Source organism: Pseudomonas sp. PDM18 (assembly GCF_014852585.1).
Lineage (GTDB): Bacteria > Pseudomonadota > Gammaproteobacteria > Pseudomonadales > Pseudomonadaceae > Pseudomonas.
This window is the reverse complement of the sequence record NZ_JACVBX010000020.1, coordinates 57,314-81,725: the sequence shown is the minus strand read 5'-3', so window position 1 is coordinate 81,725 and position 24,412 is coordinate 57,314. Positions and strand designations below refer to the sequence as shown.

24 protein-coding genes and 1 pseudogene are annotated in these 24,412 nt (G+C 65.7%); 4 read left to right on the top strand and 21 right to left on the bottom strand.

Going from position 1 to position 24,412, the window contains the following annotated elements; translation table 11 throughout:
• Positions 1-190: 190 nt before the first annotated feature.
• The 11 genes and pseudogenes from IB274_RS30220 to ubiE all read right to left on the bottom strand — a co-directional run bounded on the left by IB274_RS30220 (position 191) and on the right by ubiE (position 8,419).
• Positions 191-904: a methyl-accepting chemotaxis protein gene (locus IB274_RS30220; protein WP_412548457.1), complete on the bottom strand. Its 714-nt coding sequence runs from the start codon at positions 902-904 to the stop codon at positions 191-193.
• A gap of 159 nt (positions 905-1,063) precedes the next feature.
• Positions 1,064-2,104: pseudogene (locus IB274_RS30215) on the bottom strand (methyl-accepting chemotaxis protein); the annotation flags it as partial.
• A gap of 184 nt (positions 2,105-2,288) precedes the next feature.
• Positions 2,289-2,996 carry a 16S rRNA (uracil(1498)-N(3))-methyltransferase gene (locus tag IB274_RS27980; protein ID WP_192436048.1) on the bottom strand — a complete coding sequence of 236 codons (708 nt, stop codon included), beginning with the start codon at positions 2,994-2,996 and terminating at the stop codon, positions 2,289-2,291.
• Positions 2,993-3,787 (bottom strand): twin-arginine translocase subunit TatC, encoded by a 795-nt coding sequence (tatC, locus tag IB274_RS27975; protein WP_045212907.1) that lies wholly within the window; start codon positions 3,785-3,787, stop codon positions 2,993-2,995. The genes IB274_RS27980 and tatC overlap by 4 nt, the downstream gene beginning before the upstream one ends.
• The gene (gene tatB / locus IB274_RS27970; RefSeq protein ID WP_192436047.1) at positions 3,784-4,302 is read right to left on the bottom strand and encodes a Sec-independent protein translocase protein TatB; all 519 of its coding nucleotides are present in this window, start codon (positions 4,300-4,302) and stop codon (positions 3,784-3,786) included. The genes tatC and tatB overlap by 4 nt, the downstream gene beginning before the upstream one ends.
• 3 nt (positions 4,303-4,305) lie before the next feature.
• A complete protein-coding gene (locus tag IB274_RS27965; protein WP_192436046.1) occupies positions 4,306-4,554 on the bottom strand; it encodes a twin-arginine translocase TatA/TatE family subunit in 249 nt (82 codons plus the stop codon).
• 27 nt (positions 4,555-4,581) lie between these two features.
• On the bottom strand, positions 4,582-4,920 hold the full coding sequence (locus IB274_RS27960) for a phosphoribosyl-ATP diphosphatase (RefSeq protein WP_192436045.1): 339 nt from the start codon (positions 4,918-4,920) through the stop codon (positions 4,582-4,584).
• A complete protein-coding gene (gene hisI, locus IB274_RS27955) occupies positions 4,910-5,323 on the bottom strand; it encodes a phosphoribosyl-AMP cyclohydrolase (protein WP_138213084.1) in 414 nt (137 codons plus the stop codon). Before hisI ends, IB274_RS27960 begins: the two co-directional genes overlap by 11 nt.
• Positions 5,324-5,406: 83 nt before the next feature.
• Positions 5,407-7,017 carry a ubiquinone biosynthesis regulatory protein kinase UbiB gene (gene ubiB, locus IB274_RS27950; protein WP_192436044.1) on the bottom strand — a complete coding sequence of 537 codons (1,611 nt, stop codon included), beginning with the start codon at positions 7,015-7,017 and terminating at the stop codon, positions 5,407-5,409.
• Positions 7,014-7,640 carry an SCP2 domain-containing protein gene (locus IB274_RS27945; RefSeq protein ID WP_192436053.1) on the bottom strand — a complete coding sequence of 209 codons (627 nt, stop codon included), beginning with the start codon at positions 7,638-7,640 and terminating at the stop codon, positions 7,014-7,016. Before IB274_RS27945 ends, ubiB begins: the two co-directional genes overlap by 4 nt.
• Positions 7,637-8,419: a bifunctional demethylmenaquinone methyltransferase/2-methoxy-6-polyprenyl-1,4-benzoquinol methylase UbiE gene (ubiE, locus tag IB274_RS27940; RefSeq protein ID WP_192436043.1), complete on the bottom strand. Its 783-nt coding sequence runs from the start codon at positions 8,417-8,419 to the stop codon at positions 7,637-7,639. Before ubiE ends, IB274_RS27945 begins: the two co-directional genes overlap by 4 nt.
• Before the next feature lie 141 nt (positions 8,420-8,560).
• Between ubiE and IB274_RS27935 the strand changes: the two genes are divergently transcribed.
• The 3 genes from IB274_RS27935 (at position 8,561) to IB274_RS27925 (ending at position 10,362) form a co-directional block, all read left to right on the top strand.
• Entirely contained in the window at positions 8,561-8,836 is a 276-nt protein-coding gene (locus IB274_RS27935; protein ID WP_024767449.1) for a polyhydroxyalkanoic acid system family protein, read from the top strand.
• A gap of 169 nt (positions 8,837-9,005) precedes the next feature.
• The gene (locus IB274_RS27930) at positions 9,006-9,416 is read left to right on the top strand and encodes a phasin family protein (protein WP_192436042.1); all 411 of its coding nucleotides are present in this window, start codon (positions 9,006-9,008) and stop codon (positions 9,414-9,416) included.
• Between the two features lie 10 nt (positions 9,417-9,426).
• Entirely contained in the window at positions 9,427-10,362 is a 936-nt protein-coding gene (locus IB274_RS27925; protein WP_192436041.1) for a phasin family protein, read from the top strand.
• Positions 10,363-10,440: 78 nt separating this feature from the next.
• Here IB274_RS27925 and IB274_RS27920 read toward each other — a convergent pair whose 3' ends face one another.
• The 10 genes from IB274_RS27920 to IB274_RS27875 form a co-directional block, all read right to left on the bottom strand.
• Positions 10,441-11,055 (bottom strand): TetR/AcrR family transcriptional regulator, encoded by a 615-nt coding sequence (locus tag IB274_RS27920; RefSeq protein ID WP_192436040.1) that lies wholly within the window; start codon positions 11,053-11,055, stop codon positions 10,441-10,443.
• 172 nt (positions 11,056-11,227) lie between these two features.
• The gene (gene phaC, locus IB274_RS27915; protein WP_192436039.1) at positions 11,228-12,910 is read right to left on the bottom strand and encodes a class II poly(R)-hydroxyalkanoic acid synthase; all 1,683 of its coding nucleotides are present in this window, start codon (positions 12,908-12,910) and stop codon (positions 11,228-11,230) included.
• Positions 12,911-13,250: 340 nt separating this feature from the next.
• Positions 13,251-14,255, bottom strand: a complete 1,005-nt coding sequence (phaZ, locus tag IB274_RS27910) for a poly(3-hydroxyalkanoate) depolymerase (protein WP_225615076.1) — start codon at positions 14,253-14,255, stop codon at positions 13,251-13,253.
• Entirely contained in the window at positions 14,252-15,931 is a 1,680-nt protein-coding gene (gene phaC, locus IB274_RS27905; RefSeq protein ID WP_192436038.1) for a class II poly(R)-hydroxyalkanoic acid synthase, read from the bottom strand. The genes phaZ and phaC (IB274_RS27905) overlap by 4 nt, the downstream gene beginning before the upstream one ends.
• 497 nt (positions 15,932-16,428) lie before the next feature.
• Positions 16,429-16,800 (bottom strand): gamma-butyrobetaine hydroxylase-like domain-containing protein, encoded by a 372-nt coding sequence (locus IB274_RS27900; protein ID WP_192436037.1) that lies wholly within the window; start codon positions 16,798-16,800, stop codon positions 16,429-16,431.
• 92 nt (positions 16,801-16,892) lie between these two features.
• Positions 16,893-18,233: an ATP-dependent protease ATPase subunit HslU gene (hslU, locus tag IB274_RS27895; protein ID WP_192436036.1), complete on the bottom strand. Its 1,341-nt coding sequence runs from the start codon at positions 18,231-18,233 to the stop codon at positions 16,893-16,895.
• A 28-nt stretch (positions 18,234-18,261) separates the two neighbouring features.
• Positions 18,262-18,798 (bottom strand): ATP-dependent protease subunit HslV, encoded by a 537-nt coding sequence (hslV, locus tag IB274_RS27890; protein WP_017520170.1) that lies wholly within the window; start codon positions 18,796-18,798, stop codon positions 18,262-18,264.
• A 144-nt stretch (positions 18,799-18,942) separates the two neighbouring features.
• Positions 18,943-19,755, bottom strand: a complete 813-nt coding sequence (locus tag IB274_RS27885) for an SPOR domain-containing protein (protein ID WP_192436035.1) — start codon at positions 19,753-19,755, stop codon at positions 18,943-18,945.
• Between the two features lie 6 nt (positions 19,756-19,761).
• On the bottom strand, positions 19,762-21,501 hold the full coding sequence (gene argS, locus IB274_RS27880; protein WP_192436034.1) for an arginine--tRNA ligase: 1,740 nt from the start codon (positions 21,499-21,501) through the stop codon (positions 19,762-19,764).
• 203 nt (positions 21,502-21,704) lie between these two features.
• Positions 21,705-23,966, bottom strand: coding sequence for a primosomal protein N' (locus IB274_RS27875; RefSeq protein WP_192436033.1), 2,262 nt, complete (start codon positions 23,964-23,966; stop codon positions 21,705-21,707).
• Positions 23,967-24,141: 175 nt separating this feature from the next.
• Between IB274_RS27875 and rpmE the strand changes: the two genes are divergently transcribed.
• Complete coding sequence (gene rpmE, locus IB274_RS27870) at positions 24,142-24,357, top strand: 50S ribosomal protein L31 (RefSeq protein ID WP_024766509.1); 216 nt, start codon at positions 24,142-24,144, stop codon at positions 24,355-24,357.
• Positions 24,358-24,412 lie beyond the last annotated feature (55 nt).

The window sequence follows — 24,412 nt, the reverse complement described above, 5'->3', positions numbered from 1 at the left end:
GCAAAAGATCGAGGCGCTGACCGTCCTCGCCCGCAAATTGGCCCGGATTGCCTTTGCCCTGATGACGACTCAGCAACCGTATCGGACTGCGGCCGATACGGTGGGGTAGACATAGAATCTCCTACAGGTGAAGTTCGAAGCGGATATAGAAAGGCCCGCATTGCGCGGGCCTTTTTCGTTGCGGGATGAATCAGACGCGGAAGCGGCTGACCAGCACCTGCAATTCGTTGCCCAGGCGCGCCAGCTCGACGCTGGAGGCGGCGGTTTCCTCGCTCGCGGCAGCAGTCTGCTCGGAGATGTCGCGCACGTTCATCACGCTGCGGTTGATCTCCTCAGCCACGGCGCTCTGCTGTTCAGAGGCGGCGGCGATCTGTTGGTTCATCGACTGGATGGTCGACACGGTACGGGTGATGGCGCCCAGACGCTCGCCGGCGCGGCGAGTCAGGTCGACAGTGCTGACGGTCAGGTCGCGGCTGGTTTCCATCATCTGCACGGCCTGCTGGGTACCGCTCTGCAGGCCGGCGATCAGCTCCTCGATCTCTTCAGTGGAGGATTGGGTGCGCTGCGCCAGGCCGCGCACCTCATCAGCCACCACAGCGAAACCACGGCCCGCGTCGCCCGCGCGGGCGGCTTCGATGGCGGCGTTGAGCGCCAGCAGGTTGGTCTGCTCGGCGACCGCCTTGATCACATCCAGCACGCTGCCGATCTTCTCGCTTTCGCGCTTGAGCTTGAGCACCGATTCGTTGGTACGGCCAACTTCACCGGCCAGGCGATCCATCTGGGTCACCGCTTCGGTCACTGCGCCTTCGCCGTCGCGGGCCTGGCGGTCGGCGGTGGAGGCGGCCTCGGAAGCCTCCTCGGCGTTGCGCGCGACTTCCTGCACGGTGGCGGCCATCTCGTTCATGGCGGTAGCGACCTGGTCGGTCTCGACCTTTTGATTGTTCACCCCGGCGCTGGTCTGCTCGGTCACCGCGGACAGCTCCTCGGCGGCGCTGGCGATCTGGGTCACGCTGTCATGGATGCGGCCGATTAGCTCGCGCAGAGACAGGTTCATGCGCTGCATGCTCTTCTGCAGTTGGCCCAGTTCGTCGCGACGGTTGGTGGGGATGTCGCGGCTGAGGTCGCCGTCGGCGATGCGCTCGGCATGGCTCAGCACGTCGCGCAGCGGATTGACGATCTGCCCGGTGATGATCCAGGCGGCAATGCTGCCCAGCACCAGGGCAATTGCCGCGGCCAGCCCCAGCAGCGTTTTGGCCTGGGCAACGCCGGCGTCGCGCTTGGCGGTCTGGGTGGTGGTCAGCTCGGCGCTGAGCTTCTCGATCTGCTGGCCGGCGTCACGCATGCGGTCGCGGGCGGCCTGACTGTCGTTGACCTCGTTGCGGTAGTTGGTCAGCGCGTTGCGGTAGCTCTCCAGCGCGTCGAGGGTGGCACGGAACTCGCCGTTCAGCTCGGCCGGAGAAGTGCTCATATCGCTCTTCACGCCGTCGATCAGTTTCTGCAGGCCGGCGAAGGCGGGCTGCTCGAGGTTCTGCGCATCGGTGCTGGTGTAGGCCATGACCTGCAGGCGCGCCTGCATGACACTGCGACCGAGGCCGGCGAGGTCCTGCAGGTGTTGCAGGCCTTCCGCGCTGGCACTGTTGACCAGCTTCTGCTCGGCCTTCTGCATGCCTTCGCTGACCGCGCCGGCAGCCTGGATCAGCACCTGCTTGGCGGCGTCGCGCTCTTCATAGGACTTCAGCAGTTGGGTATACAGCTTGCGGTACTCCACGCTCAGCTCGTGTTGCTGGTCGATGACACGACGATCCTCGGCCTCGGTGAACCGCTCGTTCAATGAACGATGGCGTGCATCGAGCTGGTCCAGCGTATCGACCACTGCCTTGGCATCCTCCGGTGCGCGGGTGGACTGGAATTTCAGGCGGGCGATGCGCAGGTCCTTGGCGATCGCGATCAGCTCGGAGATCTCGCCGAGCTTGTCGCCCCGTTCGATCACGTTGCCCAGGTTGATCCAGCCGGTCAGGGCGATCAGCAGGGTGAGCAGAAGCACCAGGCCGAAGCCCGAGGCGAGTTTGAGTTTGACAGTCAGGTTGTTGAACCAGCGAAACATGAAGGCGGCGCTCCAGCGATGAACAGGGCCGGTACGCATGGCTGAGCAGGAAATGCGCAGAGTGGGGACGACCGGTACCGCTGATATCGGCTTCGCTGCGGGGAACTGAAGGGGTTTGCGGTAATTTTCTGACTGGTGGTTCACGCTGGAGGCCGCGTGGTTACTGGCCTCTAGCCATTTCCCGTTAGTACAGGCGTGCCAAAAGCGCGGTCACGGCGGTCTCGACGCGCAGGATGCGTTCGCCCAGTTGCACGGGGTTCAGACCGGCTTCGCGCAGCTTGTCGACTTCGTAGGGAATCCAGCCACCTTCCGGGCCGATGGCCAGGGTTACCGGCTCGCTCAGCGCCCTTGGGCATTCGGGCCAGGGGCCAGGGTGGCCGATCAGACCGAGGCTGCCGGCGGCCAGCGCGGGCAGGCGGTCTTCGACGAAGGGCTTGAAGCGCTTCTCGATGATCACTTCGGGCAGCACGGTGTCGCGGGCCTGTTCCAGACCCAGGACTAGTTGCTCGCGCACGGCCTCGGGGTCGAGGAAGGGGGTCTGCCAGAAGCTCTTTTCCACCCGGTAGCTGTTGAGCAGCACCAGGCGCGGCACGCCCATGGCGGCAACGGTCTGCAGCACGCGGCGGAGCATCTTCGGGCGGGGCAGGGCAAGCAGCAGGGTGAGTGGCAGCTTGGCCGGCGGGGCCTGGTCGAAACTGACCTGCAACTCGGCCTCGTTGGCTTCCAGGCGCAGCAGGTGGCCTTCGCCCATCAGACCGCCGAGGCGGCCGACGCGCATCCGGTCGCCGTTTTCGGCGCGGTGGACTTCCTGCATATGGGTCAGACGGCGGTCGCGCAGGATCACGCGGTCCGCCGCCACGAAGTCGGCGTCGTCGAGCAGCAGCAGGTTCACGAGCGGGTGGCCGGAGGCTGGTCGCCCTTGGACTCTTCTTCCTCTTCCGGGCCGCGCTTGCGGATCAGGTGGCTGAACAGCACGCCGGCCTCGAACAGCAACCACATCGGCACGGCCAGCAGGGTCTGCGACAGCGGGTCCGGCGGGGTGAGGATCATGCCGACGACGAAGCAGCCGATGATCACGTAGGGGCGGATCTTCTTCAGGTAGGCCACGTTGACCACCCCGATCCACACCAGCAGCACGGTGGCCACGGGAATCTCGAAGGCCACGCCGAAGGCGAACAGCAGCGTGAGGAAGTCCAGGTAGCTATTGATGTCGGTCATCGGCGTCACGCCTTCCGGGGCCGAGCCGAGGAAGAAGTGGAACATCAACGGGAACACCAGGAAGTAGGCGAAGGCCATGCCGGCATAGAACAGCACGATGCTGGAGGCCAGCAGCGGCAGGGCGACGCGCTTCTCGTGCTTGTACAGGCCCGGTGCGATGAAGCCCCAGACCTGGGCGAGGATCACCGGCATGGCGAACAGCACGGCGACGATCATGGTCAGCTTCAGCGGCGCGAGGAAGGCCGACGCCGGGTCGATGGCGATCATGGTCGCGCCTTCGGGCAGGAAGCGGCGCAGCGGCTCGGAAGCCAGCGCGTAGATCTTCTGCGAGAAGTACAGCAGGCCGATGAAGATCACGAAGATCGCGACCACGCAGCGCAGCAGGCGCGTGCGCAGCTCGGTCAGGTGCGAGACCAGGGGCATTTCCTGGTCGTGTTCGGGCTGGTCGGGTTTTTCGGCGCTCATGGGGTACGCGGCGTCTCGGACGAAGCGGGTGGCTGGCTCGCGCCAGTCGGTTCAGTCGGTTGGCTCGGCTGGCCGGCTTCCGGCGCCTGCGCTGCAGCGGCAGGAGCCTGCGCGGTGGCAGGCGCGAGGCCCGCGCCCGGCAGGCTGTTCAGGCGGCTGTTGGGCGCAATGCTCGGCGCTGCGGGCGGCTCGGCAGGCGCGCCCTGGCCGTCAGGCTGGGCCGGCTGCTGCGGGTTGAAGGTTTCCCGGGCCTGCTCCTGCAGGTTGGTCAGCGGCGCCATCAGCTTCTTGGCTTCCTGCTCCATCTGCAGGATGTGCTCGTTGTGCAGCTGGCGGCGGATTTCATCCGCTCCCAGCTCGCGCTCCACTTCCGTCTTGATGGCGTTGAAGCTGCGCTTGAGCCGGCCGATCCACAGGCCGGCGGTGCGCGCGGCACCCGGCAGGCGGTCGGGGCCGAGCACCAGCAGGGCGACGAGACCCACCAGCAGCAGTTCGCTGAAGCTGATACCGAACATGAATCAGTCCTTGCGCGCCGGCTCTTCGACCTTCTGCGCCTGGGCGTCGATGGTGTGCGGCTGGTTCAGCGGCGGGTTGCCGGCAGCGGCGCCCGGGTCCTTCTTCTCGTCTTCTTCGGTGTTCATCGCCTTCTTGAAGCCCTTGATGGCTTCGCCGACGTCCGAACCGAGGTTCTTCAGGCGCTTGGTGCCGAAGACCAGGACCACGACGATCAGGATGACGACCCAGTGTTTCCAGTCAAAGATGCCCATCTTGTTTTCCTCGCAATGTTGTCGGGTTCAGGCAGACGGCTGGCGCGCGGCTTTCTCGTCGTGCCCGGAAAGGCCGAAGCGGCGGTCCAGCTCGTCCAGTACTGCCTGCGGGTGCTGGCCGAGGGCGGAAAGCATCACCAGGGAGTGGAACCAGAGGTCGGCCGTTTCGTAGATCAGGTCTGTGCAGTCACCGCTGGCGGCGGCGTCTTTGGCGGCGAGAATGGTTTCCACCGACTCTTCGCCAACCTTCTCCAGGATCTTGTTCAGGCCCTTGTGATACAGGCTGGCCACGTAGGAGCTGTCCGGTGCGGCATTCTTGCGCGCTTCGAGGACTTGCGCCAGACGGGCGAGGGTATCAGTGCTCATGGGGTTTTCCTGTACCTACGTGGGAGTAGATGGCATCCGGGTCCTTCAGGACCGGGTCGACGGTCTGCCAGGCGCCGTTTTCGAACACCCGGTAGAAGCAGCTCTCGCGGCCGGTGTGGCAGGCGATGCCACCCAGCTGTTCGACCATCAGGATCACCACGTCGGCGTCGCAGTCCAGGCGCAGTTCGTGCAGCTTCTGCACGTGGCCGGAGTCCTCGCCCTTGCGCCAGAGCTTGCCGCGCGAGCGCGACCAGTAGATGGCGCGGTTCTCGGCGGCGGTGAGGGTGAGGGCCTCGCGGTTCATCCAGGCCATCATCAGCACGCGGCCGGTTCGATGGTCCTGGGCGATCGCCGGCACCAGTCCATCGGCATTCCAGTTGATTTCGTCCAGCCAGTCTTTCATCTCGGGTTCCGTACAGCGGGCAAGTGGGATGCCCGGAGCCACTTCGTATAGCGGTCAAGTGTGCCAGCCACCGCGGCGACTGGCTATCGGCGCAGAATCAGATATAGACCGCCGGCCAGCATCGCCCAGGCCGGCCAGGCCGCGAGGCTGTGGGTGGCCAGGCCGGTCTCGGCGGCGCCGGCGACCAGTACCGCGCCTATCAGCCGCGCCGGCCAGGCGGCGGTGCCAGCGCCCTGCGTCTCGATGACCAGGCGCTTGTTCGGATCGGGGTCATGGGACAGCCGCTCCAGTGTTTCGCGGGTCATCTGAGCCAGATGCGGCAACTGTTCGATGTGCTGCTGGGCATTGCGCAGCAGGATGCCGGGGCTCATGCGCTCGCGCATCCAGCGCTCCAGATAGGGCTGCGCGGTGGTCCACAGGTCCAGCTCCGGGTAGAGCTGGCGGCCGAGGCCCTCGATGTTCAGCAGGGTCTTCTGCAGCAGCACCAGTTGCGGCTGCACTTCCATGTTGAAGCGCCGCGCGGTCTGGAACAGGCGCAGCAGCACCTGGCCGAAGGAAATGTCCTTGAGCGGCTTCTCGAAGATCGGCTCGCACACGGTGCGGATCGCCGCTTCGAAATCATTGACCTTGGTTTCCGCCGGCACCCATCCCGAGTCGATGTGCAATTGGGCGACCTTGCGGTAGTCGCGCTTGAAGAAGGCGATCAGGTTGCGCGCCAGGTAGTCCTGGTCCTCGTCGGTGAGGCTGCCGACGATGCCGCAGTCCACCGCGATGTACTGCGGGCTCCAAGGTGTGCGGGTGCTGACGAAGATGTTGCCGGGGTGCATGTCGGCGTGGAAGAAGCTGTCGCGGAACACCTGGGTGAAGAAGATCTCCACGCCGCGCTCGGCCAGCGCCTTGAAGTCGGTGCGCTGGTCGCGCAGGGTTTCCAGGTCGGTCACCGGTATGCCGTAGATGCGCTCCATCACCAGTACCTTGGGGCGGCACCAGTCCCAATAGACCTGGGGTACGTAGAGCAGCGGCGAGCCTTCGAAGTTGCGGCGCAGCTGCGAGGAGTTGGCCGCTTCACGCAGCAGGTCCAGCTCGTCGTAGATGGTCTTCTCGTAGTCGCTGACCACCTCGGCGGGATGCAGGCGGCGGGCGTCGGCGGAGATGCGCTCGGCGGTGCGGGCGAGGATGTGCAGCCAGGCGATGTCGGAACGGATCACCGGCTCCAGGTTCGGGCGGATGACCTTAACCACCACTTCTTCGCCGCTCTTCAGCTGCGCGGTATGGACCTGCGCCACCGAAGCGGAAGCCAGCGGTTCACGCTCGAAGCGGGAGAACACCTGTTCGATCTTCGCGCCCAGCTGCTGCTCGATGAGCGCCACGGCCTGTTCCGGCGGGAAGGGCGGCACCTTGTCCTGGAGGAAGGCCAGCTCCAGGGCGATGTCGTCAGGCAGCAGGTCGCGGCGGGTGGAGAGGATCTGGCCGAACTTGATGAAGATCGGCCCGAGGTCTTCCAGCGCCAGGCGGATGCGCGCGCCACGGCTGAGATCCAGCGGCTTGCGCGGCAGCCAGCGCCAGGGCAGCAGCCCGCCAAGCAGGCGCAGCCACCAGGGCAGGAAGGGCAGTTCGAGGACCATGTCGTCCAGACGGTAGCGGATGGCTACGCGCTGGATGCGCAGCAGGCGGCGGAAGGCGAGCAGCTTCATGCGTCAGGCTTGATCTTCTGGGTCAGGCGGTTGATCCGCGCGTCGAGGCGGTCGAGGGACATCTTCAACTGGTCCAGCTCGGCGAAGCGCGCTTCGGCTTCGTGCTGGCCGACCAGGCTGCGGCTTTCCTCGGCGAGGTAGTCGGCGAGGCTCAGGCGCAGGCTTTCCAGGCTGTCGCCGGCCCAGGCCATGCCGCCGCGCAGACGCGCGCCGAGCAGGTGCGCGGGCACCGGGCCGAGCCAGCGGGAAACTTCGTATTCCCAGTCCAGCTCCAGGCTCTGGAGAATGTCGGCCAGCTCCAGCAGCATCGCGCTGTCGCCGCCCATGGTCACTTCCGGGCTGTGCAGGACGCGGGTCTTGTCCTTGGCCAGGGCCAGTTGCAGCAGGCTGCCGGCGGGCGCGACCAGGGTGCAGTCGGCTGGCGCCTCATGGTGCGCGGCCAGGTGCAGGCCGTCGGCGTCGGGCAGGATGAACAGCCGCAGCGCGGGCGCCTGGCAGTCCACTTCCAGCACCTTGCCGGCGAGCCGGCCGAGACGCCGCAGGGCCACGCCGTCGAGCCGCAGCACGCGGTTGACGGTGGCTTCGGCGCTGGCCAGGGCGGCCTGCAGGAGCAGGCTCATCAGGGCTTGATGCCGCGGTGCAGGGCGACCACGCCGCCGGTCATGTTGTGGTAGGTAACGCGGTCGAAGCCGGCCTCCACCATCATCGACTTCAGCGTTTCCTGGTCGGGGTGCATGCGGATCGATTCGGCGAGGTAGCGGTAGCTCTCGGAATCGTTGGTCACCAGCTTGCCCATCAGCGGCAGCAGTGTGAAGGAGTAGGCGTCGTAGGCCTTGGACAGCAGGCTGCTGGTGGGCTTGGAGAATTCCAGCACGAGCAGGCGGCCGCCGGGCTTGAGCACCCGCAACATGGAGCGGATGGCTGCGTCCTTGTGGGTGACGTTGCGCAGGCCGAAGGCGATGGTGACCGCGTCGAAATAGTTGTCGGGGAACGGCAGCTTCTCGGCGTCGGCCTGGACGAAGTTGACGTTGCCGGCCACGCCGCTGTCGAGCAGCTTGTCGCGACCGACCTTGAGCATCGAGGCGTTGATATCGGCCAGCACCACTTCGCCGGTCGGGCCGACCAGGCGGGAGAACTGGCGGGTCAGGTCGCCGGTGCCGCCGGCGATGTCCAGCACCCGATTGCCGGCGCGCACGCCGGACAGCTCGATGGTGAAGCGCTTCCACAGACGGTGGATGCCGCCGGACATCAGGTCGTTCATCAGGTCGTACTTGGCGGCGACCGAGTGGAATACTTCGGCGACCTTCTCGGCCTTCTCGCTCTCACGCACGGTCTTGTAGCCGAAGTGCGTGGTGGGATCGGCGCCGTCCTGGCCGGCTTGGGGCTTGCGCGGTTCGCTCATGGCGTTTGTACCCTGGAAGTCAGTGGCGGGCATTCTAACAGGAAGCACGGAAAACGCCGCCCCGGTCACCCGGGCAGCGGGGTGCGGCGATACGGCGCGGCGCGTATGATCGGCAGGGTCAGTCAATCGCGGAGTTCCAGCATGTCCCGTATCCACGTCGAACGTTCCCACTCCCTCGGCCTCGAAGCCGCTCGCGCCAAGGCGGAAAAGCTTGCCGACAAGCTCGGCCGCGAGCACGGCGTGAGCAGCGAGTGGCAGGGCGACACCCTGCTGTTCAAGCGCAGCGGCGTGGATGGGCGCATTGAAGTGGGCGCGGACAAGGTCGCGGTGGACGTGAAGCTGGGCCTGATGCTCTCGGCCATGGGCGGCCTGCTCAAGGGCGAGATCGAGCGCGCGCTGGACAAGGCCCTGGCCTGACTCCCTACCGGCCCCGTTCCCCGCGGGGCCTTGCCGTTTTCGGGTGGCGCCAGTCTTCCTGCAAAGCCTGGTATGTGTTTTCTAATTTTCCCCGATACCTTGGCTCACAGTCCCGCCTGATGCGGGCAGCTTTCGACATCATCGAATCTGAACCCTGTGAGGTGCCACCATGGCCAAGGCTGTCAGCAAGAAGAAAGTCGCAGAACTCGAATCCTCCCTCTACTCCGATGCCAAGCACTACGCCCGGCAGATCTGGCTCGCCGGCCTGGGTACCTATGCTCGCGTGGGCGCCGAAGGCAGCGAGTACTTCAAGGAGCTGGTCAAGTCCGGCGAGTCCGTCGAGAAGAAGGGCCGTGACCTGGTGAGCACCCAGATCGATGCCGCCAACGACACCGTCAAGGGCCGTCTGCACAGCGTCAAGGCCAAGCTGAACTTCGAGAAGATCGAAGAAGCGTTCGATGCGCGCGTGTCCTCCGCCCTCAATCGAATCGGGATTCCCTCCAGGCGTGATGTGGAGGCGCTCTCTGCTAAGCTGGATGAGCTGAGCGCAGTGCTCGAGCGTGTCGCGAGAACCCAATAAGGAGAGCAGGATGGCTGGCAAAAAAACTACCGATAAAAAAGAGTCCAGTTGGATCGGCGAGATCGAGAAATACTCGCGGCAGATCTGGCTGGCTGGCTTGGGGGCCTACTCGAAGGTCAGCAAGGACGGCAGCAAGGTGTTCGAGACCCTGGTCAAGGACGGCGAGAAGGCTGAAAAACTGGCCAAGACCGAAGTCGAGGGTGCGGTGAAGACTTCCACCCGTTCCGCGAAGGCGCGCGTCGATGCCGTCAAGGGCGCCGCGATCGGCAAGTGGGGCGAGCTGGAAGAGGCTTTCGACAAGCGCCTGAACAGCGCAATCTCGCGCCTGGGCGTACCGAGCAGCCGTGAAGTGAAAGACCTGCACAGCAAGGTCGACAGCCTCACCAAGCAGATCGAGAAGCTCACTGGCGTCAGCGTCGCCAAACCGGCCGCCAAAGCCGCCGCCAAACCCGCAGCGAAAGCCGCCGCCAAGCCGGCCGCGAAACCCGCTGTGAAGACCGCGGCTTCCAAACCGGCTGCCAAGGCTGCTGCCAAACCTGCAGCGAAGCCGGCCGCCAAGCCCGCTGCCAAAGCCGCCGCCAAACCGGCTGCCAAGGCTGCCGCAAAACCCGCTGCCAAGCCTGCTGCCAAGGCTGCGGCCAAGCCCGCCGCGAAACCGGCCGCCAAGCCCGCTGCAGCGAAAGCCGCCGCGAAGCCTGCTGCCAAACCCGCTGCAAAACCGGCTGCCGCCGCCAAGCCTGCCGCTGCGAAACCTGCAGCCAAGCCGGCCGCGGCGAAGAAGCCTGCCGTGAAGAAGCCCGCCGCGCCCAAGGCCGCCGCCAAGCCGGTAGCTCCGAAGCCGGCAGCCGCTCCGGCCGCCACTCCGGCACCGTCGGCTCCCGCCGCCGCACCGGCTGTGACGCCGTCCGCCGCTGCTCCGGCGACGCCGCCGCCGTCCCAGGCCTGATCGGTCTGCTGCAACACCCACGCCCGGCCTCGCGCCGGGCGTTTTCATTCTCTCAAGTCAAAAGCCTGCAGGGATAAGTCAGGGCGCGAGGTAGCGCCTGGCGAGCCGCTCGGCGATCAGCTGCGAGTCCGGACGCAGGTGCGGCGCCACCAGCATCATCACCTGGAACACCACCTGGCGGACGTCACCTTCGTGGCCGAGGATGCGCTGGTAGTCGAGAGAGAACAGCAGCGTCAGGGTGATCTGCTCCACCAACTGGCCGAGGGCCTCGGTATCGCTGGCCAGCTCGTCCTGCGCCTTGAGTTGCGCCAGCAGGGTGGCCAGGGTGCGCTTGAGCTGGTTGAGCCAGGCGCGCACGCCTCGGGCGAGCTTGGGTAGGCGCCCGGCTAGGTTGGAGAGGTCCTGGAAGAGAAAGCGGTAGTGCGCCAGGCGCTCGACGATCAGGTGCAGGAACAGCCAGTAGTCCTCGGCACCCAGTCGTACGTCTTCCGGTGGGTCGAGCAGCGGCGCCAGTTCGTCCTGGAAGCGCTCGAACAGCGCCAGTACCAATGGCTCCTTGCCGTGGAAGTGGTAGTAGAGATTGCCGGGGCTGATGCCTAGTTCGGTGGCGATCTCCAGGGTTGAAACGTTGGGCTCGCCCTGCTCGTTGAACAGCTGCAGGGCGCATTCGAGAATCCGGTCGCGCGTTTTCATCCGTGTTCAGTTTCCAGCCGCAGTGGGGCTGACGATAGCTTCGCTGAGCGGTGGCCCGCAATTGCCGACGCGCAAACTTTCGAGGTGTTGGCAGGCCTGTAGGAAATCAGAACGGTGCCAGTGGGGGCGCGGAGCGAACAACCCGCAACGGGTTGCCCGCTCCATGCTGGCCTCAGCGCACGTGCACGTAGGTGCCCGGTGCGGCCTCCTTGGGCGGGTAGTCGGCGTTGCCCAGCTCGAAGTTCACCGGCCGGCGCTCGCCCGAGCGCTCCTGGATCCACTCCAGCCACAGCGGCCACCAGCTGCCTTCCTGGCGCTTGGTGTCGTAGTACCACGCGCGCGGATCGGAGCTGATCTTGCCGTTCTCGAAGTAGCAGGCCTTGGAGTTGCCCGGCGGATTGAGGATGCTCTGGATATGCCCGCTGTTGGACAGCACGAAGCGGGTCTCGCCGCCCAGCAGCTGGGCCGAGCGGTACACCGCGTCCCACGGGGTGATGTGGTCGGTGATGCCGGCGACATGGAAGTTGTCCACCGCCACCTTCTTCAGGTCGATGGCACTGCCGTTGACTTCCATCGCGCCGGGGCGGGCCAGCGGGTTGTGCTTGAAGAAGTCGAGGAAGTCGCCGTGCAGCGCGGCGGGCAGCCGCGTGTTGTCGTTGTTCCAGTAGAGGATGTCGAAGGCTGGCGGCTGCTTGCCCAGCAGGTAGTTGTTGACCCAGTAGTTCCAGATCAGGTCGTTGGGGCGCATCCAGGCGAATATCTTCGCCATGTCGCGGCCGTCCAGCACGCCGTGCTGGTAGGAGCGGCGCTTGCTGCTCTCCAGGGTCTGTTCGTCGGCGAACAGCGCGGCCGGGGTCTCCACCTGGCTGTCGAGCAGGCTCACCAGGTAGGTGGCGCTGGCGACCTTGCGCAGCTGCCGGCGCGCCTGCAGGTGGCCCTGCAGTGCGGCGATGGTCAGCCCGCCGGAGCAGGCGCCCATCAGGTTGACGCTGCGGCTGCCGCTGATGGAGCGGCAGACGTCGATAGCTTCGTCCAGCGCGGTCACGTAGGTCGACAGACCCCACTCGCGGTGGCGTGCGTCGGGGTTGCGCCAGCTCACCATGAATACCTGCAGATTGTTCTTCAGGGCGTACTGGACGAAGCTCTTCTCCGGCGATAGGTCGAAGATGTAGAACTTGTTGATCTGCGGCGGCACGATCAGCAGCGGCTTGGCATGCAGGTGCTCGCCCATCGGCTTGTACTGGATCAGTTCCAGCACCTCATTGCGGAACACTACCGCGCCGGGCGTGGTGGCCAGGTTCTGGCCGATCTCGAAGGCGCTGCGATTGACCTGGCTGGGCATGCCGCCGTTGTGCATCAGGTCGTCGAGCAGGTGCTGCGTGCCCTTGAGCAGGCTCTGCCCGCCGGTATTGAACAGCTCCTTCACTGCCAGTGGGTTGAGCAGGGTGTTCGACGGCGAGGCGGCGTCGGTGAGGATCGACAGCAGGAAGCGCGCGCGGGCGCGGTCGTCACTGTTCAGGTCGCTTTCGTCGACCCAGGCCAGCAGTTGCTTCTGCCAGGCCAGGTAGGCCTGTACGGTGCGCCGGTAGAACGGGTTCAAGCGCCAGGACGGATCCTGGAATCGTGCGTCCTGCGGGTTGGGCTGCAGCGGCGAGTCGCCAATCAGCACCTTGCCCACCTGCTTGCCGAAGGCCGCCAGGTGCTTCGCCGAATGGACTGGCCGGCGCACGCCCTGCAGCGCCAGCATGCGCAGGGTGGACAGCACGTCCTTGCCGCGCAGGCCGACCATCGCGTTCTGCGCGTTCATGTACTGGGTGGGGGCAGGGACGCTACCAGGCTCTGCTTTCTCTCGCATGAACAGCACTCCGTAAAGTTCCGACCTGTGAAGGGCGAAGCAAGGGCTGTACCGGAGTCGGGAAACTCCCGGTCCAGACGCCTGTCGCCGGTTCGAGGGGTATGTACGGGTATCGACGCGGGAGGACCACTGCACGAAAACAGGGCAGTCGATCAGCAGCGGGGTTGCCCTGCGGTCACCAGAAGGTAGCCGCAGCGCCGTTCCCGAGTCAGGCGTTACGTGTCGATACCCGTGAACACGCCTGTTTGTTGTTCGGCTCTTTAAAAAAAGTGCCTGCGCAGCGATCGGTCAAGGCAGGATGCCTAACGACTGTGACGAAGCAGTGATGCTTGAGGTGGCCTCAGCTGGCTTTCGGAGCGAAAGGTCGGGGGTGGATGATCGCGCGCTGCCGTTCCTCCTGGAGGAATTTCATGATGATCGGCGCCACGGTTTCCGCGCGGGTCACCAGGAACAGGTGGCCGTCGTCGATCACGTGCAGCTCGGAGTTGGGGATGCGCCAGGCGATCATGCGCATGTTGATCAGCGGGATGATCGGGTCGTCGTCGCCGGCCAGGATCAGCGTCGGCTGACGGATCTTGTGCAGCCAGTGGATGCTGGTCCAGCCAAGGCCGGCGAACAGCTGCCAGTAGTAGCCCATCTTGCCGGACGAGCGCACCTTGCTGGCGAAGGCCATGGCCAGCTTCGGATCGCGGCGGAAGGCGCCGCCATAGATGTCCGGGGCGATATGCACGCCATAGGATGGCTGGATATAGCGCCGCGGGCTGGCCATGCGCCAGAGCACCCGCGGCTTGCCCGGTACCATCACCGCACCGGCGGCGGTGGCGGCGAGGATCAGCTTCTTGCAGCGCTCGGGGTAGTCATGGGCGAACTGCTGCGCCAGGGCGCCGCCCCAGGACACGCCGATGGCGGTCACTTGGCCGTAGTCCAGGTAGTCGAGCATCCGCGCGGCCAGCTTCGCCAGGCCGGGGAAGCGGTAGGGCGTGCTGGGCGTGGATGAGCCGCCGACGCCGGGGACGTCGAAGGCGATCACCTCCAGATCGGGGTCCAGCGCGGCGACGAAGGGAAAGACCAGTTCCAGGTTGGCGCCGATGCCGTTGAAGATCAGCAGCGGCGTCATGTGTTTCTTGCCCGGACGCACGGCGGTGCGGATGGTCTGCCCGTCGAGTTCGATGGTGCGGAACTCGAAGGGCTGCGCCGCCGGCGCCTTGCTCGGCAGGATCTCCTCCGCGCTGGCTTTGCTGCGCGCGCGCCGGCTCGTCGGCGCAGCCACTTCCACGGCCAGCGACGATTCTGGGGTATTGGCGTCGTCCACGACGCCGGCTTGCGGGAGGAGTTCTGTTTTCATCGTTCGTGCACGTAGGTTCCGGGGGAGGCTTCGCCAGCCGGATAGGTTTTGTTACCCAGGGCAGTCGGCGCCTTGCGCGTCTTGCCCGAGCGCTCGGCGAGCCAGTTCTGCCAGTGCAGCCACCAGGAGTCGGCGTGCTTGCTGGCGTTTTCCTGCCAGGTCTTCGGATCGACCGAGAGTTCCGGGCCGGTCATGAAACGCGCCTTGGGGTTGCCCGGCGGGTTGAGGATGCTCTGGATGTGCCCGCTGTTGGAGAGGACGAATTCGCACTTGCCGCCCAGCAGGCGCGCGGAGCGGTAGCAGGCTTCCCAGGGGGTGATGTGGTCGTTGAGACCTGCCAGGCAATAGAAGTCGCACGTCACCTGCTTGAGATCGATCGGCGTACCACCCACCTCCAGCGCGCCGGAGCGGCTCAGCGGGTTGGTCTTGAACATCTCCACCAGCTCGCCGTGCAGCGCAGCGGGCAGGCGCGTGGTGTCGTTGTTCCAGAACAGGATGTCGAAGGCGGGTGGCTCGTTGCCCAGCAGGTAGTTATTGACCCAGTAGTTCCAGATCAGGTCGTTGGGGCGCATCCAGGCGAACACCTTGGCCATGTCCTTGCCTTCGAGCACACCGGCCTGATAGGAGCGGCGCTTGGCGGCTTCCAGGGTCTTCTCGTCGGCGAACAGGGCGACTTGGGTGTCCAGCTCGAAGTCCAGCACGCTGACCATCTGGGTAAAGGCATGCACTTTGTTCTCGCCCAGGGCGGCGTAGTGGCCGAGCAAGGTGACGGTGGTGATGCCGCCGGAGCAGGCCCCGAGCATGTTCAGGTCCTTGCTGCCGGTGATCTTCAGGACCACATCGATGGCTTCCTTGAGTGCCTCGATGTAGGTAGTCAGACCCCACTCGCGCTGCGCCTTGGTCGGGTTGCGCCAGCTGACGATGAAGGTCTGCACCTGGTTGCGCAGGCAGAAGCGCGCCAGGCTCTTCTCCGGCGACAGGTCGAAGACGTAGAACTTGTTGATCTGCGGTGGCACCACCAGCAGCGGGCGCTCGTGCACGCTCTCGGTGATCGGCTTGTACTGGATCAGCTCCAGCACGTCATTGCGGAACACTACCGCGCCGTCGGTCATGGCCAGGTTCTTGCCGACCTCGAAGGCGTCCATGTTCACCTGGCTGGGCATGCCGCCGTTGTTCACCAGGTCCTTGGCCAGATGGGTGAGACCGTCGAGCAGGCTCTTGCCGCCGGTCTCGAAGAAGCGTTTGACCGCAGCCGGGTTGGACAGCGTGTTGGTCGGTGCCATGGCCTCGGTCATCAGGTTGATGACGAACTGACCGCGGCTGATGTCCTGGGGTGACAGGTCGCTCTCGCCCATCCAGGTGTGCAGCTCCTTGCGCCAGGCCAGGTAGGTCTGCAGGTAGCGGCGGTAGAGCGGGTTCTGGCTCCAGGCCGGGTCGTTGAAGCGACGGTCGTCGTCCGAGGGCTTGAGTTCGGACTTGCCGAGCAGCACGTTCTTCAGCTCCAGGCCGAAATGGGTCACGTGCTTGGCACTGTGGAAGGGCTGCTTGATCGCTTGCAGCAGCACCATCCGGGCAGAAGTGAGCAGGTCCTTGCCGCGAATTCCGATCACCGGATTCAGGGCGAGTGTGTTTTCCGCGGCTTGCTGGGGTAGATCGCTGTTGTTCTTCTGGGTCATCGGCGACGCTCCATTGTCCTGAGACACATACTGGCGGGGCTCACCTTTCGTGACGTATGGCCAAGTACTTCTCGGGGTTGCGGAACGTGGAGAGGGCTCCACGCGATTCATCTACTTGGCGGTATCACTGGAAGATCAGGAAACCACGCTCTATGCACTGTAGCTCCGTACATTGCACTGCCTTGGTTACCCGAGTTTCCTTCGCCGCGCAAGCTGGTGCAGCGTGGGCCAACTCCTCGAAGTATGTCGGGAAAAGTTAGAAAACGCGCCCTAGAGCGGGGGCATCTCGCCAATCCCCTGACGGCAGCCACGCACGCGACAGTCTGCAACGGGAATGTTGCAAATGGCGTGCCCTGGAGCGATTGCCCGACGAAGGTTGGTGTGGAGGGAGAGGCGGGGAACAACTTGTAGGAGCGAGCTTGCTCGCGAACCGAACCCCTTTGCGGGGCTGTTCGCGAGCAAGCTCGCTCCTACAGAGAAGCAGTGGGCGGGGAGGTTTACAGCATGAGTTTGACGACGGACTCCGACGGGTCGCGTGACTTGCCGGCCTTCTCCAGCTGCGCCAGGTAGTCGGACCACATTTCGTCGTGGCGCACGCACAGCTCATAGAGATAGTCCCAGGTGAACAGGCCGCTGTCGTGGCCGTCGTCGAAGGTCAGCTTGAGCGCGTACTGCCCGGCCGGCTCCAGGTCGCTCAGGCCGACATTCAGCTTGCCCACCTGCAGTACCGGATTGCCGTGGCCCTGAACTTCCGCCGATGGCGAATGCACGCGCAGGAACTCGGCGGACAGATCAAAGGACTGTTCCCCGTAGGTCAGCGAAAGCTTCTTCGAGGCCTTGTGCAGCTTGATGGCGGAAGGGATGCGCATGGACGGCTCCTGAACGGCGATTCCGGCATTGTAGCGCCGGCGGAAAAACAGCGGGGCGCCCAGAGGCGCCCCGTCGCAGCGATGTGGATCGCTTAGAGAATGTAGCGGGACAGGTCTTCGTCCTGGGCCAGCTCGCCCAGGTGGCCGTTGACGTAGGCCGCATCGATCACGATGGCCTTGTCGCTGTGCTCGCTGGCGAGGTCGGCGGCGTCGAAGGACACCTCTTCGAGCAGGCGCTCGAGCAGGGTGTGCAGGCGACGGGCACCGATGTTCTCGGTCTTCTCGTTGACCTGGAAGGCGATCTCGGCGAGGCGCTTGATACCGTCGGCAGCGAACTCAATGTCCAGGCCTTCGGTCTTCAGCAGCGCGGTGTACTGCTCGGTCAGCGACGCGTGCGGCTCGCTGAGGATGCGCTCGAAGTCGCTCGGGCTCAGGGCTTTCAGCTCGACGCGGATCGGCAGGCGGCCCTGCAGTTCCGGCACCAGGTCGCTGGGCTTGGACAGGTGGAATGCGCCCGAGGCGATGAACAGGATGTGGTCGGTCTTCACCATGCCCAGCTTGGTGTTCACGGTGCAGCCTTCGATCAGCGGCAGCAGGTCACGCTGCACGCCCTCGCGGGAGACGTCGGCGCCGCCCACGTTGCCGCGCTTCGCGATCTTGTCGATCTCGTCGATGAAGACGATGCCGTTCTGCTCCACCGCTTCCAGGGCGCGGGCCTTGAGGTCTTCTTCGTTGACCAGGCGCTGCGCTTCCTCGTCGCGGATCAGCTTCATGGCCTCGGCGACCTTCAGCTTGCGGCTCTTGCGCTTGCCCTTGCCCATGTTGGAGAACAGGCTCTGCAGCTGGTTGGTCATCTCTTCCATGCCGGGCGGGGCCATGATTTCCACGCCCGAATGAATGTCGGCGACCTCGATGTCGATTTCTTTGTCATCCAGCTGGCCTTCGCGCAACCGCTTGCGGAACAGCTGGCGGGTATTGGAATCCTCGCGCGCCGGTTCGTCACCGAAGCCGGTGGTGCGCGCGGGCGGCAGCAGGGCGTCGAGGATGCGCTCTTCGGCGGCGTCTTCGGCGCGGTACTTCACCTTCTGCACTTCCTGCTCGCGGAGCATCTTGATCGCGGCATCGGCGAGGTCGCGGATGATCGACTCGACGTCACGGCCGACGTAGCCGACTTCGGTGAACTTGGTCGCTTCCACCTTGATGAAGGGGGCGTTGGCCAGCTTGGCCAGGCGACGGGCGATCTCGGTCTTGCCGACGCCGGTCGGGCCGATCATCAGGATGTTCTTCGGCGTCACTTCGGCGCGCAGCTCGGCCGGCAGCTGCATGCGCCGCCAGCGGTTGCGCAGGGCGATGGCGACGGCGCGCTTGGCATCGTCCTGGCCGATGATGTGACGGTTGAGTTCGTGGACGATCTCGCGGGGAGTCATGGACATTTGACGTGCTACTCCGGAACGACAGCGCTCAGACAGCGCTGTCGAGCTCCTCAAGGGTCAGGTTCTGGTTGGTGAACACGCAGATGGAGCCGGCGATGTTCAGTGCGGTCTCGGCGATCTCGCGGGCGCTCATGTCGTCGCTGCCTTTCTGCAGCAGAGCCAGGGCCGCCGCCTGGGCGAAGCCGCCGCCCGAGCCCATGGCGATCAGGCCGTGCTCGGGTTCGACCACATCGCCGTTGCCGGTGATGATCAGGGAGGCGTCCTTGTTGGCTACCGCCAGCATGGCTTCCAGACGGCTCAGGGAGCGATCGGTACGCCAGTCCTTGGCCAGCTCGACAGCGGCGCGCACCAGGTGGCCCTGGTGTTTTTCCAGCTGCTGCTCGAAGCGTTCGAAGAGGGTGAAGGCATCGGCGGTGGCGCCGGCGAAGCCGGCCAGTACTTCACCGTGGTACAGGCGGCGGACTTTCTTCGCGTTGCCTTTCATCACGGTGTTGCCCAGGGAAACCTGGCCGTCGCCGCCCATGACGACTTTGCCGTTACGGCGGACAGATACGATGGTGGTCAAGGGTCTTACTCCACACTAGCGGGGCGATGTGCCCGAATGCAGAGTCAGATGGGGACTGGAAAGGCGGGGTTCAAGTCCTGCGCCGGACGAGTAGCGCGCATTTCGCGCGCCGCCCGTCGGCGCAAGCCTTGGAGTGGCCGGGGTTCAGCGGGTCTGGCGCTGCTGTAACAGCAGGTTGCTGAAGCCGTTGCCGGCGAGTTGTTTCTGCGCGGCGGAGGCCTTGGCGCGGTCGCCATAGGGGCCGACCATGACGCGGTACCAGGTTTCGTCGCGGACGGTGCCGGACTCCACGCGGGCGTTCTGGCCCATCATGATGATCTGCGCGCGCAGGTGGTCGGCGTCGGTCTGTTTGCGGAACGAGCCGGCCTGCAGGTAGTACTGGGTTGCGGCCACCGCCGGTGGCGGCGTCGGCTTGGCTGGCACGGTATCGCTGGCCGGGGCCTGCGGCAGCGCCTGCTTCTGCGCGCTGGCCACCTGGGTCGCGGGCGGCGTGGCGGGCGTTGCCGGCTTGACCACTGCGGGCGGAGGCGGATTCTGCCCACTCAGCGCCGCCAGGGCGCGCTGGGTGTCGATCTTCTCGGCTTCTTCCTTGGTTGCAACCACGGTCGCCGGTTGCTGCGGCTTGGCCGGCGGCGGCACGGCTTCGGGCGGCACGGCGACTTCCGACCCCGGCAGCAGCGTGTAGAAGTCGTACTTGGGCTTCACGCCGGTGGGCGCGGCCGGTTGTTGCGGCTGCACGGTGCCGGAAGGCTTGTTGGAGCCGACCATGGTCTTGGGCGCTTCCGGCTTCTCGCGTTTGACGTCGTTGCGACCCGGCTCCAGCTTCATCAGAAACATGATGAAGCCGCCGATGGCCAGGCCGGCGACTAGCCAGACCCAGCCGGGGACCGACGTCTTCTTGGCCGGGGCCTGGTAGCGGCTGGCGCCGCGCTTGGGAGCGGGTTTCTTCTTCGCCATGGGTGCTTACATACGCTCCAGGGTTTCCAGGCCCAGCAGCTCCAGGCCCTGCTTGAGGGTACGGCCGGTCAGCGCGGCGAGGCGCAGGCGGCTTTCCTGTTGCGCCGGGTCTTCGGCGGTGAGGATCGGGCAGTGCTCGTAGAAGCTGGAGAACAGGCCGGCCAGCTCGTACAGGTAGGCGCAGAGGATGTGCGGGACACCCTTTACGGCGACGTTGTTGAGCAGATCGGTGAACTGCGCCAGCTGCGCGGCCAGGGCGATTTCCTGGGGCTGCTGCAGGTGGATGCTGCCGCCCACTTCGTCATAGGTCTTGCCCAGCTTGCGGAAGATGCTCGCCACGCGGGTGTACGCATATAGCAGGTACGGCGCGGTGTTGCCCTCGAAGCTCAGCATCAGGTCGAAGTTGAAGCTGTAGTCGCTGGTGCGGTGCTTGGACAGGTCGGCGTACTTCACCGCGCCGATGCCGACTGCATGGGCGATCTGGCGCAGGTCCTGTTCGCTGAAGTCGGGGTTCTTGCCTTTCACCAGGGTATAGGCGCGCTCTTCGGCTTCGATCAGCAGGTCGATCAGCTTCACGGTGCCGCCGTCGCGGGTCTTGAACGGCTTGCCGTCGGCGCCGTTCATGGTGCCGAAGCCCATGTGCTCAAGCTCCATGCTGGCCGGGACGAAACCGGCGCGGCGGGCGACTTCGAACACCTGCTGGAAGTGCAGGGCCTGGCGCTGGTCAACGAAGTACAGCACGCGGTCGGCGTGCAGCACCTTGTGGCGGTAGCGCATGGCGGCGAGGTCGGTAGTGGCGTAGAGGTAGCCACCGCCGGCCTTCTGCACGATCACCGGCAGCGGTTCGCCTTCGGCGTTCTTGAATTCATCGAGGAACACGCACAGCGCGCCGTCGCTCTCGACCAGCAGGCCCTTGGCGGTGAGGTCTGCAACCACCTGGGCGAGGTCGTCGTTGTAGGCGCTCTCGCCCTTCACGTCGGCCATGGTCAGCTTCACGCCCAGCAGGTCGTAGACCTTCTGGCAGTGCGACAGGGAAATGTCGTTGAAACGAGTCCACAGGGCAATGCACTTGGGATCGTTGGCCTGCAGCTTCACCACCAGCTCACGGGCGCGGTCGGCGAACTCGGGGGACTCGTCGAAGCGCTTCTTGGCGGCGCGGTAGAAGACTTCCAGGTCGTGCAGTTCCGCCTGGGCGTCCACCGGTTGTTCTTCCAGGTAGGCCAGCAGCATGCCGAACTGGGTGCCCCAGTCGCCCACGTGGTTCTGGCGGATCACGGTGTCGCCGAGGAACTCCAGCACGCGGCTGACGGCGTCGCCGATGATGGTCGAGCGCAGGTGGCCGACGTGCATCTCTTTGGCCAGGTTCGGCGAGGACAGGTCCACCACCACGCGCTGGGCGGCGCCGGCCTTGCGTACGCCGATGTGGCCGTCGGCAAGGGCCTTGTCGAGGCTGGCGGCGAGCCAGGCCTGGTCCTGGAAGAAGTTCAGGAAGCCGGGGCCGGCGATCTCGACCTTGGCCACTTCCGGGCTCTGCGGCAGGGCGGCGACCAGCTTGGTGGCGAGGTCGCGCGGCTTCATGTCGGCCGGCTTGGCCAGCATCATGGCGATGTTGCTGGCGAAGTCACCGTGGGTTCGGTCCTTGGTGTTCTCCACCTGGATGTCGGGCGTCAGGCCGGCCGGCAGGGTGCCGTCTTCGGTGAGGCTGACAAGGGCTTGCTGGATCAGGTGGCGAATCGTGTCTTTCATGGTTTTCTCCGTGCTCGCGTGCATCCGGCGCGCGCGACCGGTTATCGGGCTCAGAACCGCGCATTATCCGTGGCCGGGCATGGCTTGCCAACCGCGGAGCGCTCCTTGTTCAGTCTCGCCGCTGCGCCATCCGTCGCGGCTGATGGAAGTCAATGTAGGACGGATGCGCAAGCCCGGACGGTTTTATCCCTACGGGACATCTGTCAGAAGAGGTCGATCGGGTCCACATCCAGCGACCAGCGCACCTGGCGCCCACTGGGCATGCCTTCGAGTATTTGCAGCCAGGGCGTCAGCAGGCGGTGCAGCGGCGCGCGGGCGGTGCTCATCAGCAGCAGCTGCGCGCGGTAGCGGCCGGCACGGCGTTCCATGGGCGCGGGCACCGGGCCGAGGAGGTCGACCTCGTGGCCGAGGGTCGCCTGAAGGCGCTCGGCCTCGGCGCAGGCTTCGTCGAGGAAGCCTTCGGCCTGCCCCGGTTTGTGCGCCTCGGCGCGCAGCAGGGCAAGGTGCGAGAAGGGCGGCAGGCCGGCGGAGCGGCGCTCGGTGAGGGCCTGGTCGGCGAAGGCGAAATAGCCCTGCTCGGTGAGCTGCACCAGCAACGGGTGGTCGGCCAGGTGGGTCTGGATCAGCACGCGACCCGGTTCCTCGGCGCGTCCGGCGCGGCCGGCGACCTGGACGATCTGCTGGGCCATGCGCTCGCTGGCGCGGAAGTCGGCGGAGAACAGCCCGCCGTCGGCATCGAGGATCGCCACCAGGGTGACGCGCGGGAAATGGTGCCCCTTGGCGAGCATCTGCGTGCCCACCAGGATACATGGCTCACCTTTATTGATAGTGGCGAACAAATCGCGCATGGCGTTCTTGCGCGAGGTGCTGTCGCGATCGATGCGCAGCACCGGGTAATCCGGGAAGAGAATGCGCAGGCGCTCCTCGGCGCGCTCGGTGCCGGCGCCGACCGGGCGCAGGTCTACCGTGCCGCATTTCGGGCAGTTGCGCGGCGGCCGCTCGCGGTGGTCGCAGTGGTGGCAGCGCAGCTCGCCGCTACCCTGGTGCACGGTCATCCGCGCGTCGCAGCGCGGGCACTGGCTGATCCAGCCGCAGTCGTGGCACAGCAGGGTCGGGGCGAAGCCGCGGCGGTTCAGGTAGACGAGCACTTGTTGGTCGGCGGCCAGGGTTTCCTTGATCGAACGCTGCAGCGGCATGGAGATGCCCGAGTCCAGCGGCAGGCTCTTCACGTCCAGGCGGTGGAACTTCGGCTGGTGCGCGCCGCCGGCGCGCTGGGTCAGGCGCAGCAGGCCGTAGCGGCCGCTCTGGGCGTTGTGCAGGCTCTCCAGCGCGGGGGTGGCGGAACCCAGCAGGATCGGCACGTTCTCCAGCCGCGCGCGCACCATGGCCAGGTCGCGGGCGTGGTAGCGCAGGCCTTCCTGCTGTTTATAGGAAGCGTCGTGCTCCTCGTCGATGATGATCAGCCCCGGATTCTTCATCGGGGTGAACAGCGCCGAGCGAGTGCCGATGACGATGTCCGCCTCGCCGTCGCGGGCCGCCAGCCAGGCGTCGAGGCGCTCGCGGTCGGTCAGCGCGGAGTGCAGCAGGGCGATGCGCGCGTTGAAGCGGCGCTCGAAGCGGCTCAGGGTCTGCGGGCCGAGGTTGATCTCGGGGATCAGCACCAGCGCCTGCTTGCCGGCTTCCAGGGTCTCACGGATCAGCTGCAGGTAGACCTCGGTCTTGCCGCTGCCGGTGACGCCAGCCAGGAGAAAGCTGTGAAAACTGCCAAACCCGGCGCGGACGGCCTCGAAGGCGGCGCGCTGCTCGGCGTTCAGCGGCAGTTCCGCCTGCGCCAGCCACGGGCCGTGGTGCGGCGCCACGCTGTGGACGCGCACCTCCAGCGTGACCAGCCCCTTTTCCTGCAGCAGGTCGAGGCTGTCCTTGTTGATCTGCAATTGGCTGAGCAGGTCGTGGGCGACGCCGTGGGGATGCTGCTTGAGGATCTTCAGCGTCTCGCGTTGGCGCGGCGCGCGGGCCAGACGCGGGTCTTCCTCGCGGGCGCCGGGTTCGGCATGCCAGAAGCGCTGCTGGCGCGCCTCGGCCGGGTCGCCCTGGCGCAGCAGGTTGGGCAGCGCCCAGGAAAAGGTGTCGCCCAGGCTGTGCTGGTAATACTGCGCCGTCCAGCGGCACAGCTCCAGCAGATGCGCCGGCATCGGCGGCTCGCGGTCGAGTACGGTCAGGGCCGGGCGCAGCTTGTCTGCCGGGACCTCGGAGCTTTCCACCTTGTCCACCAGCACGCCAACCATCTCGCGACGGCCGAATGGCACGCGCAGGCGCACGCCGGGCTGCAGGCGCGCCACGTCGACCCCGCGCGGAGGCAGGTAATCGAATAGACGGCGCAGCGGCGAGGGCAGGGCGAGACGCAGGATGGACGGTGACGGCACGCGACGGATTCCGGGGCGGCGGGGAGCGTCGGATGGTAGCATGGGCGATGCGACGGTCGGTCATGCCTGATCTTGCGTTGAAAGCGTTCTCTGGTATGATCCACGCCCTTAATTTCCGTGCGGTGCCCGGTAAAAGATCCCGCCCGCGGTCCTCGATGACCGTGGCTCGGCTTCTGCCAGAGACTGGGTGGCGGCACACCACCGAGAGGAAGAGACCATGAAACCGGAAATCCATCCCGCGTACGAAGACATCGAAGCTACCTGCAGCTGTGGCAACGTGATCAAGACCCGTTCCACCCTGTGCAAGGGCATTCACCTGGACGTCTGCTCCGAGTGCCACCCCTTCTACACCGGTAAGCAGAAAGTTCTGGACACCGGCGGCCGTATCGACCGCTTCAACCAGCGCTTCGCCATGTTCGGCGGCAAGAAGTAAGATCGATTTCCGGGAAAGGCCCACGATGGTTTTTCACGGTAATTCGAAAAAGGCG

Bases quoted from the DNA above. Each gene is read 5' to 3' on its own strand.
- IB274_RS30220 (WP_412548457.1), bottom strand. From the start codon at position 904: ATGAACGAGATGGCCGCCACCGTGCAGGAAGTCGCGCGCAACGCCGAG.
- tatC (WP_045212907.1), bottom strand. From the start codon at position 3,787: ATGAGCGCCGAAAAACCCGACCAGCCCGAACACGACCAGGAAATGCCC.
- tatB (WP_192436047.1), bottom strand. From the start codon at position 4,302: ATGTTCGGTATCAGCTTCAGCGAACTGCTGCTGGTGGGTCTCGTCGCC.
- IB274_RS27965 (WP_192436046.1), bottom strand. From the start codon at position 4,554: ATGGGCATCTTTGACTGGAAACACTGGGTCGTCATCCTGATCGTCGTG.
- IB274_RS27960 (WP_192436045.1), bottom strand. From the start codon at position 4,920: ATGAGCACTGATACCCTCGCCCGTCTGGCGCAAGTCCTCGAAGCGCGC.
- hisI (WP_138213084.1), bottom strand. From the start codon at position 5,323: ATGAAAGACTGGCTGGACGAAATCAACTGGAATGCCGATGGACTGGTG.
- ubiB (WP_192436044.1), bottom strand. From the start codon at position 7,017: ATGAAGCTGCTCGCCTTCCGCCGCCTGCTGCGCATCCAGCGCGTAGCC.
- ubiE (WP_192436043.1), bottom strand. From the start codon at position 8,419: ATGAGCGAACCGCGCAAGCCCCAAGCCGGCCAGGACGGCGCCGATCCC.
- IB274_RS27935 (WP_024767449.1), top strand. From the start codon at position 8,561: ATGTCCCGTATCCACGTCGAACGTTCCCACTCCCTCGGCCTCGAAGCC.
- IB274_RS27930 (WP_192436042.1), top strand. From the start codon at position 9,006: ATGGCCAAGGCTGTCAGCAAGAAGAAAGTCGCAGAACTCGAATCCTCC.
- IB274_RS27925 (WP_192436041.1), top strand. From the start codon at position 9,427: ATGGCTGGCAAAAAAACTACCGATAAAAAAGAGTCCAGTTGGATCGGC.
- IB274_RS27920 (WP_192436040.1), bottom strand. From the start codon at position 11,055: ATGAAAACGCGCGACCGGATTCTCGAATGCGCCCTGCAGCTGTTCAAC.
- phaC (WP_192436039.1), bottom strand. From the start codon at position 12,910: ATGCGAGAGAAAGCAGAGCCTGGTAGCGTCCCTGCCCCCACCCAGTAC.
- phaZ (WP_225615076.1), bottom strand. From the start codon at position 14,255: ATGAAAACAGAACTCCTCCCGCAAGCCGGCGTCGTGGACGACGCCAAT.
- phaC (WP_192436038.1), bottom strand. From the start codon at position 15,931: ATGACCCAGAAGAACAACAGCGATCTACCCCAGCAAGCCGCGGAAAAC.
- IB274_RS27900 (WP_192436037.1), bottom strand. From the start codon at position 16,800: ATGCGCATCCCTTCCGCCATCAAGCTGCACAAGGCCTCGAAGAAGCTT.
- hslU (WP_192436036.1), bottom strand. From the start codon at position 18,233: ATGTCCATGACTCCCCGCGAGATCGTCCACGAACTCAACCGTCACATC.
- IB274_RS27885 (WP_192436035.1), bottom strand. From the start codon at position 19,755: ATGGCGAAGAAGAAACCCGCTCCCAAGCGCGGCGCCAGCCGCTACCAG.
- argS (WP_192436034.1), bottom strand. From the start codon at position 21,501: ATGAAAGACACGATTCGCCACCTGATCCAGCAAGCCCTTGTCAGCCTC.
- IB274_RS27875 (WP_192436033.1), bottom strand. From the start codon at position 23,966: ATGCTACCATCCGACGCTCCCCGCCGCCCCGGAATCCGTCGCGTGCCG.
- rpmE (WP_024766509.1), top strand. From the start codon at position 24,142: ATGAAACCGGAAATCCATCCCGCGTACGAAGACATCGAAGCTACCTGC.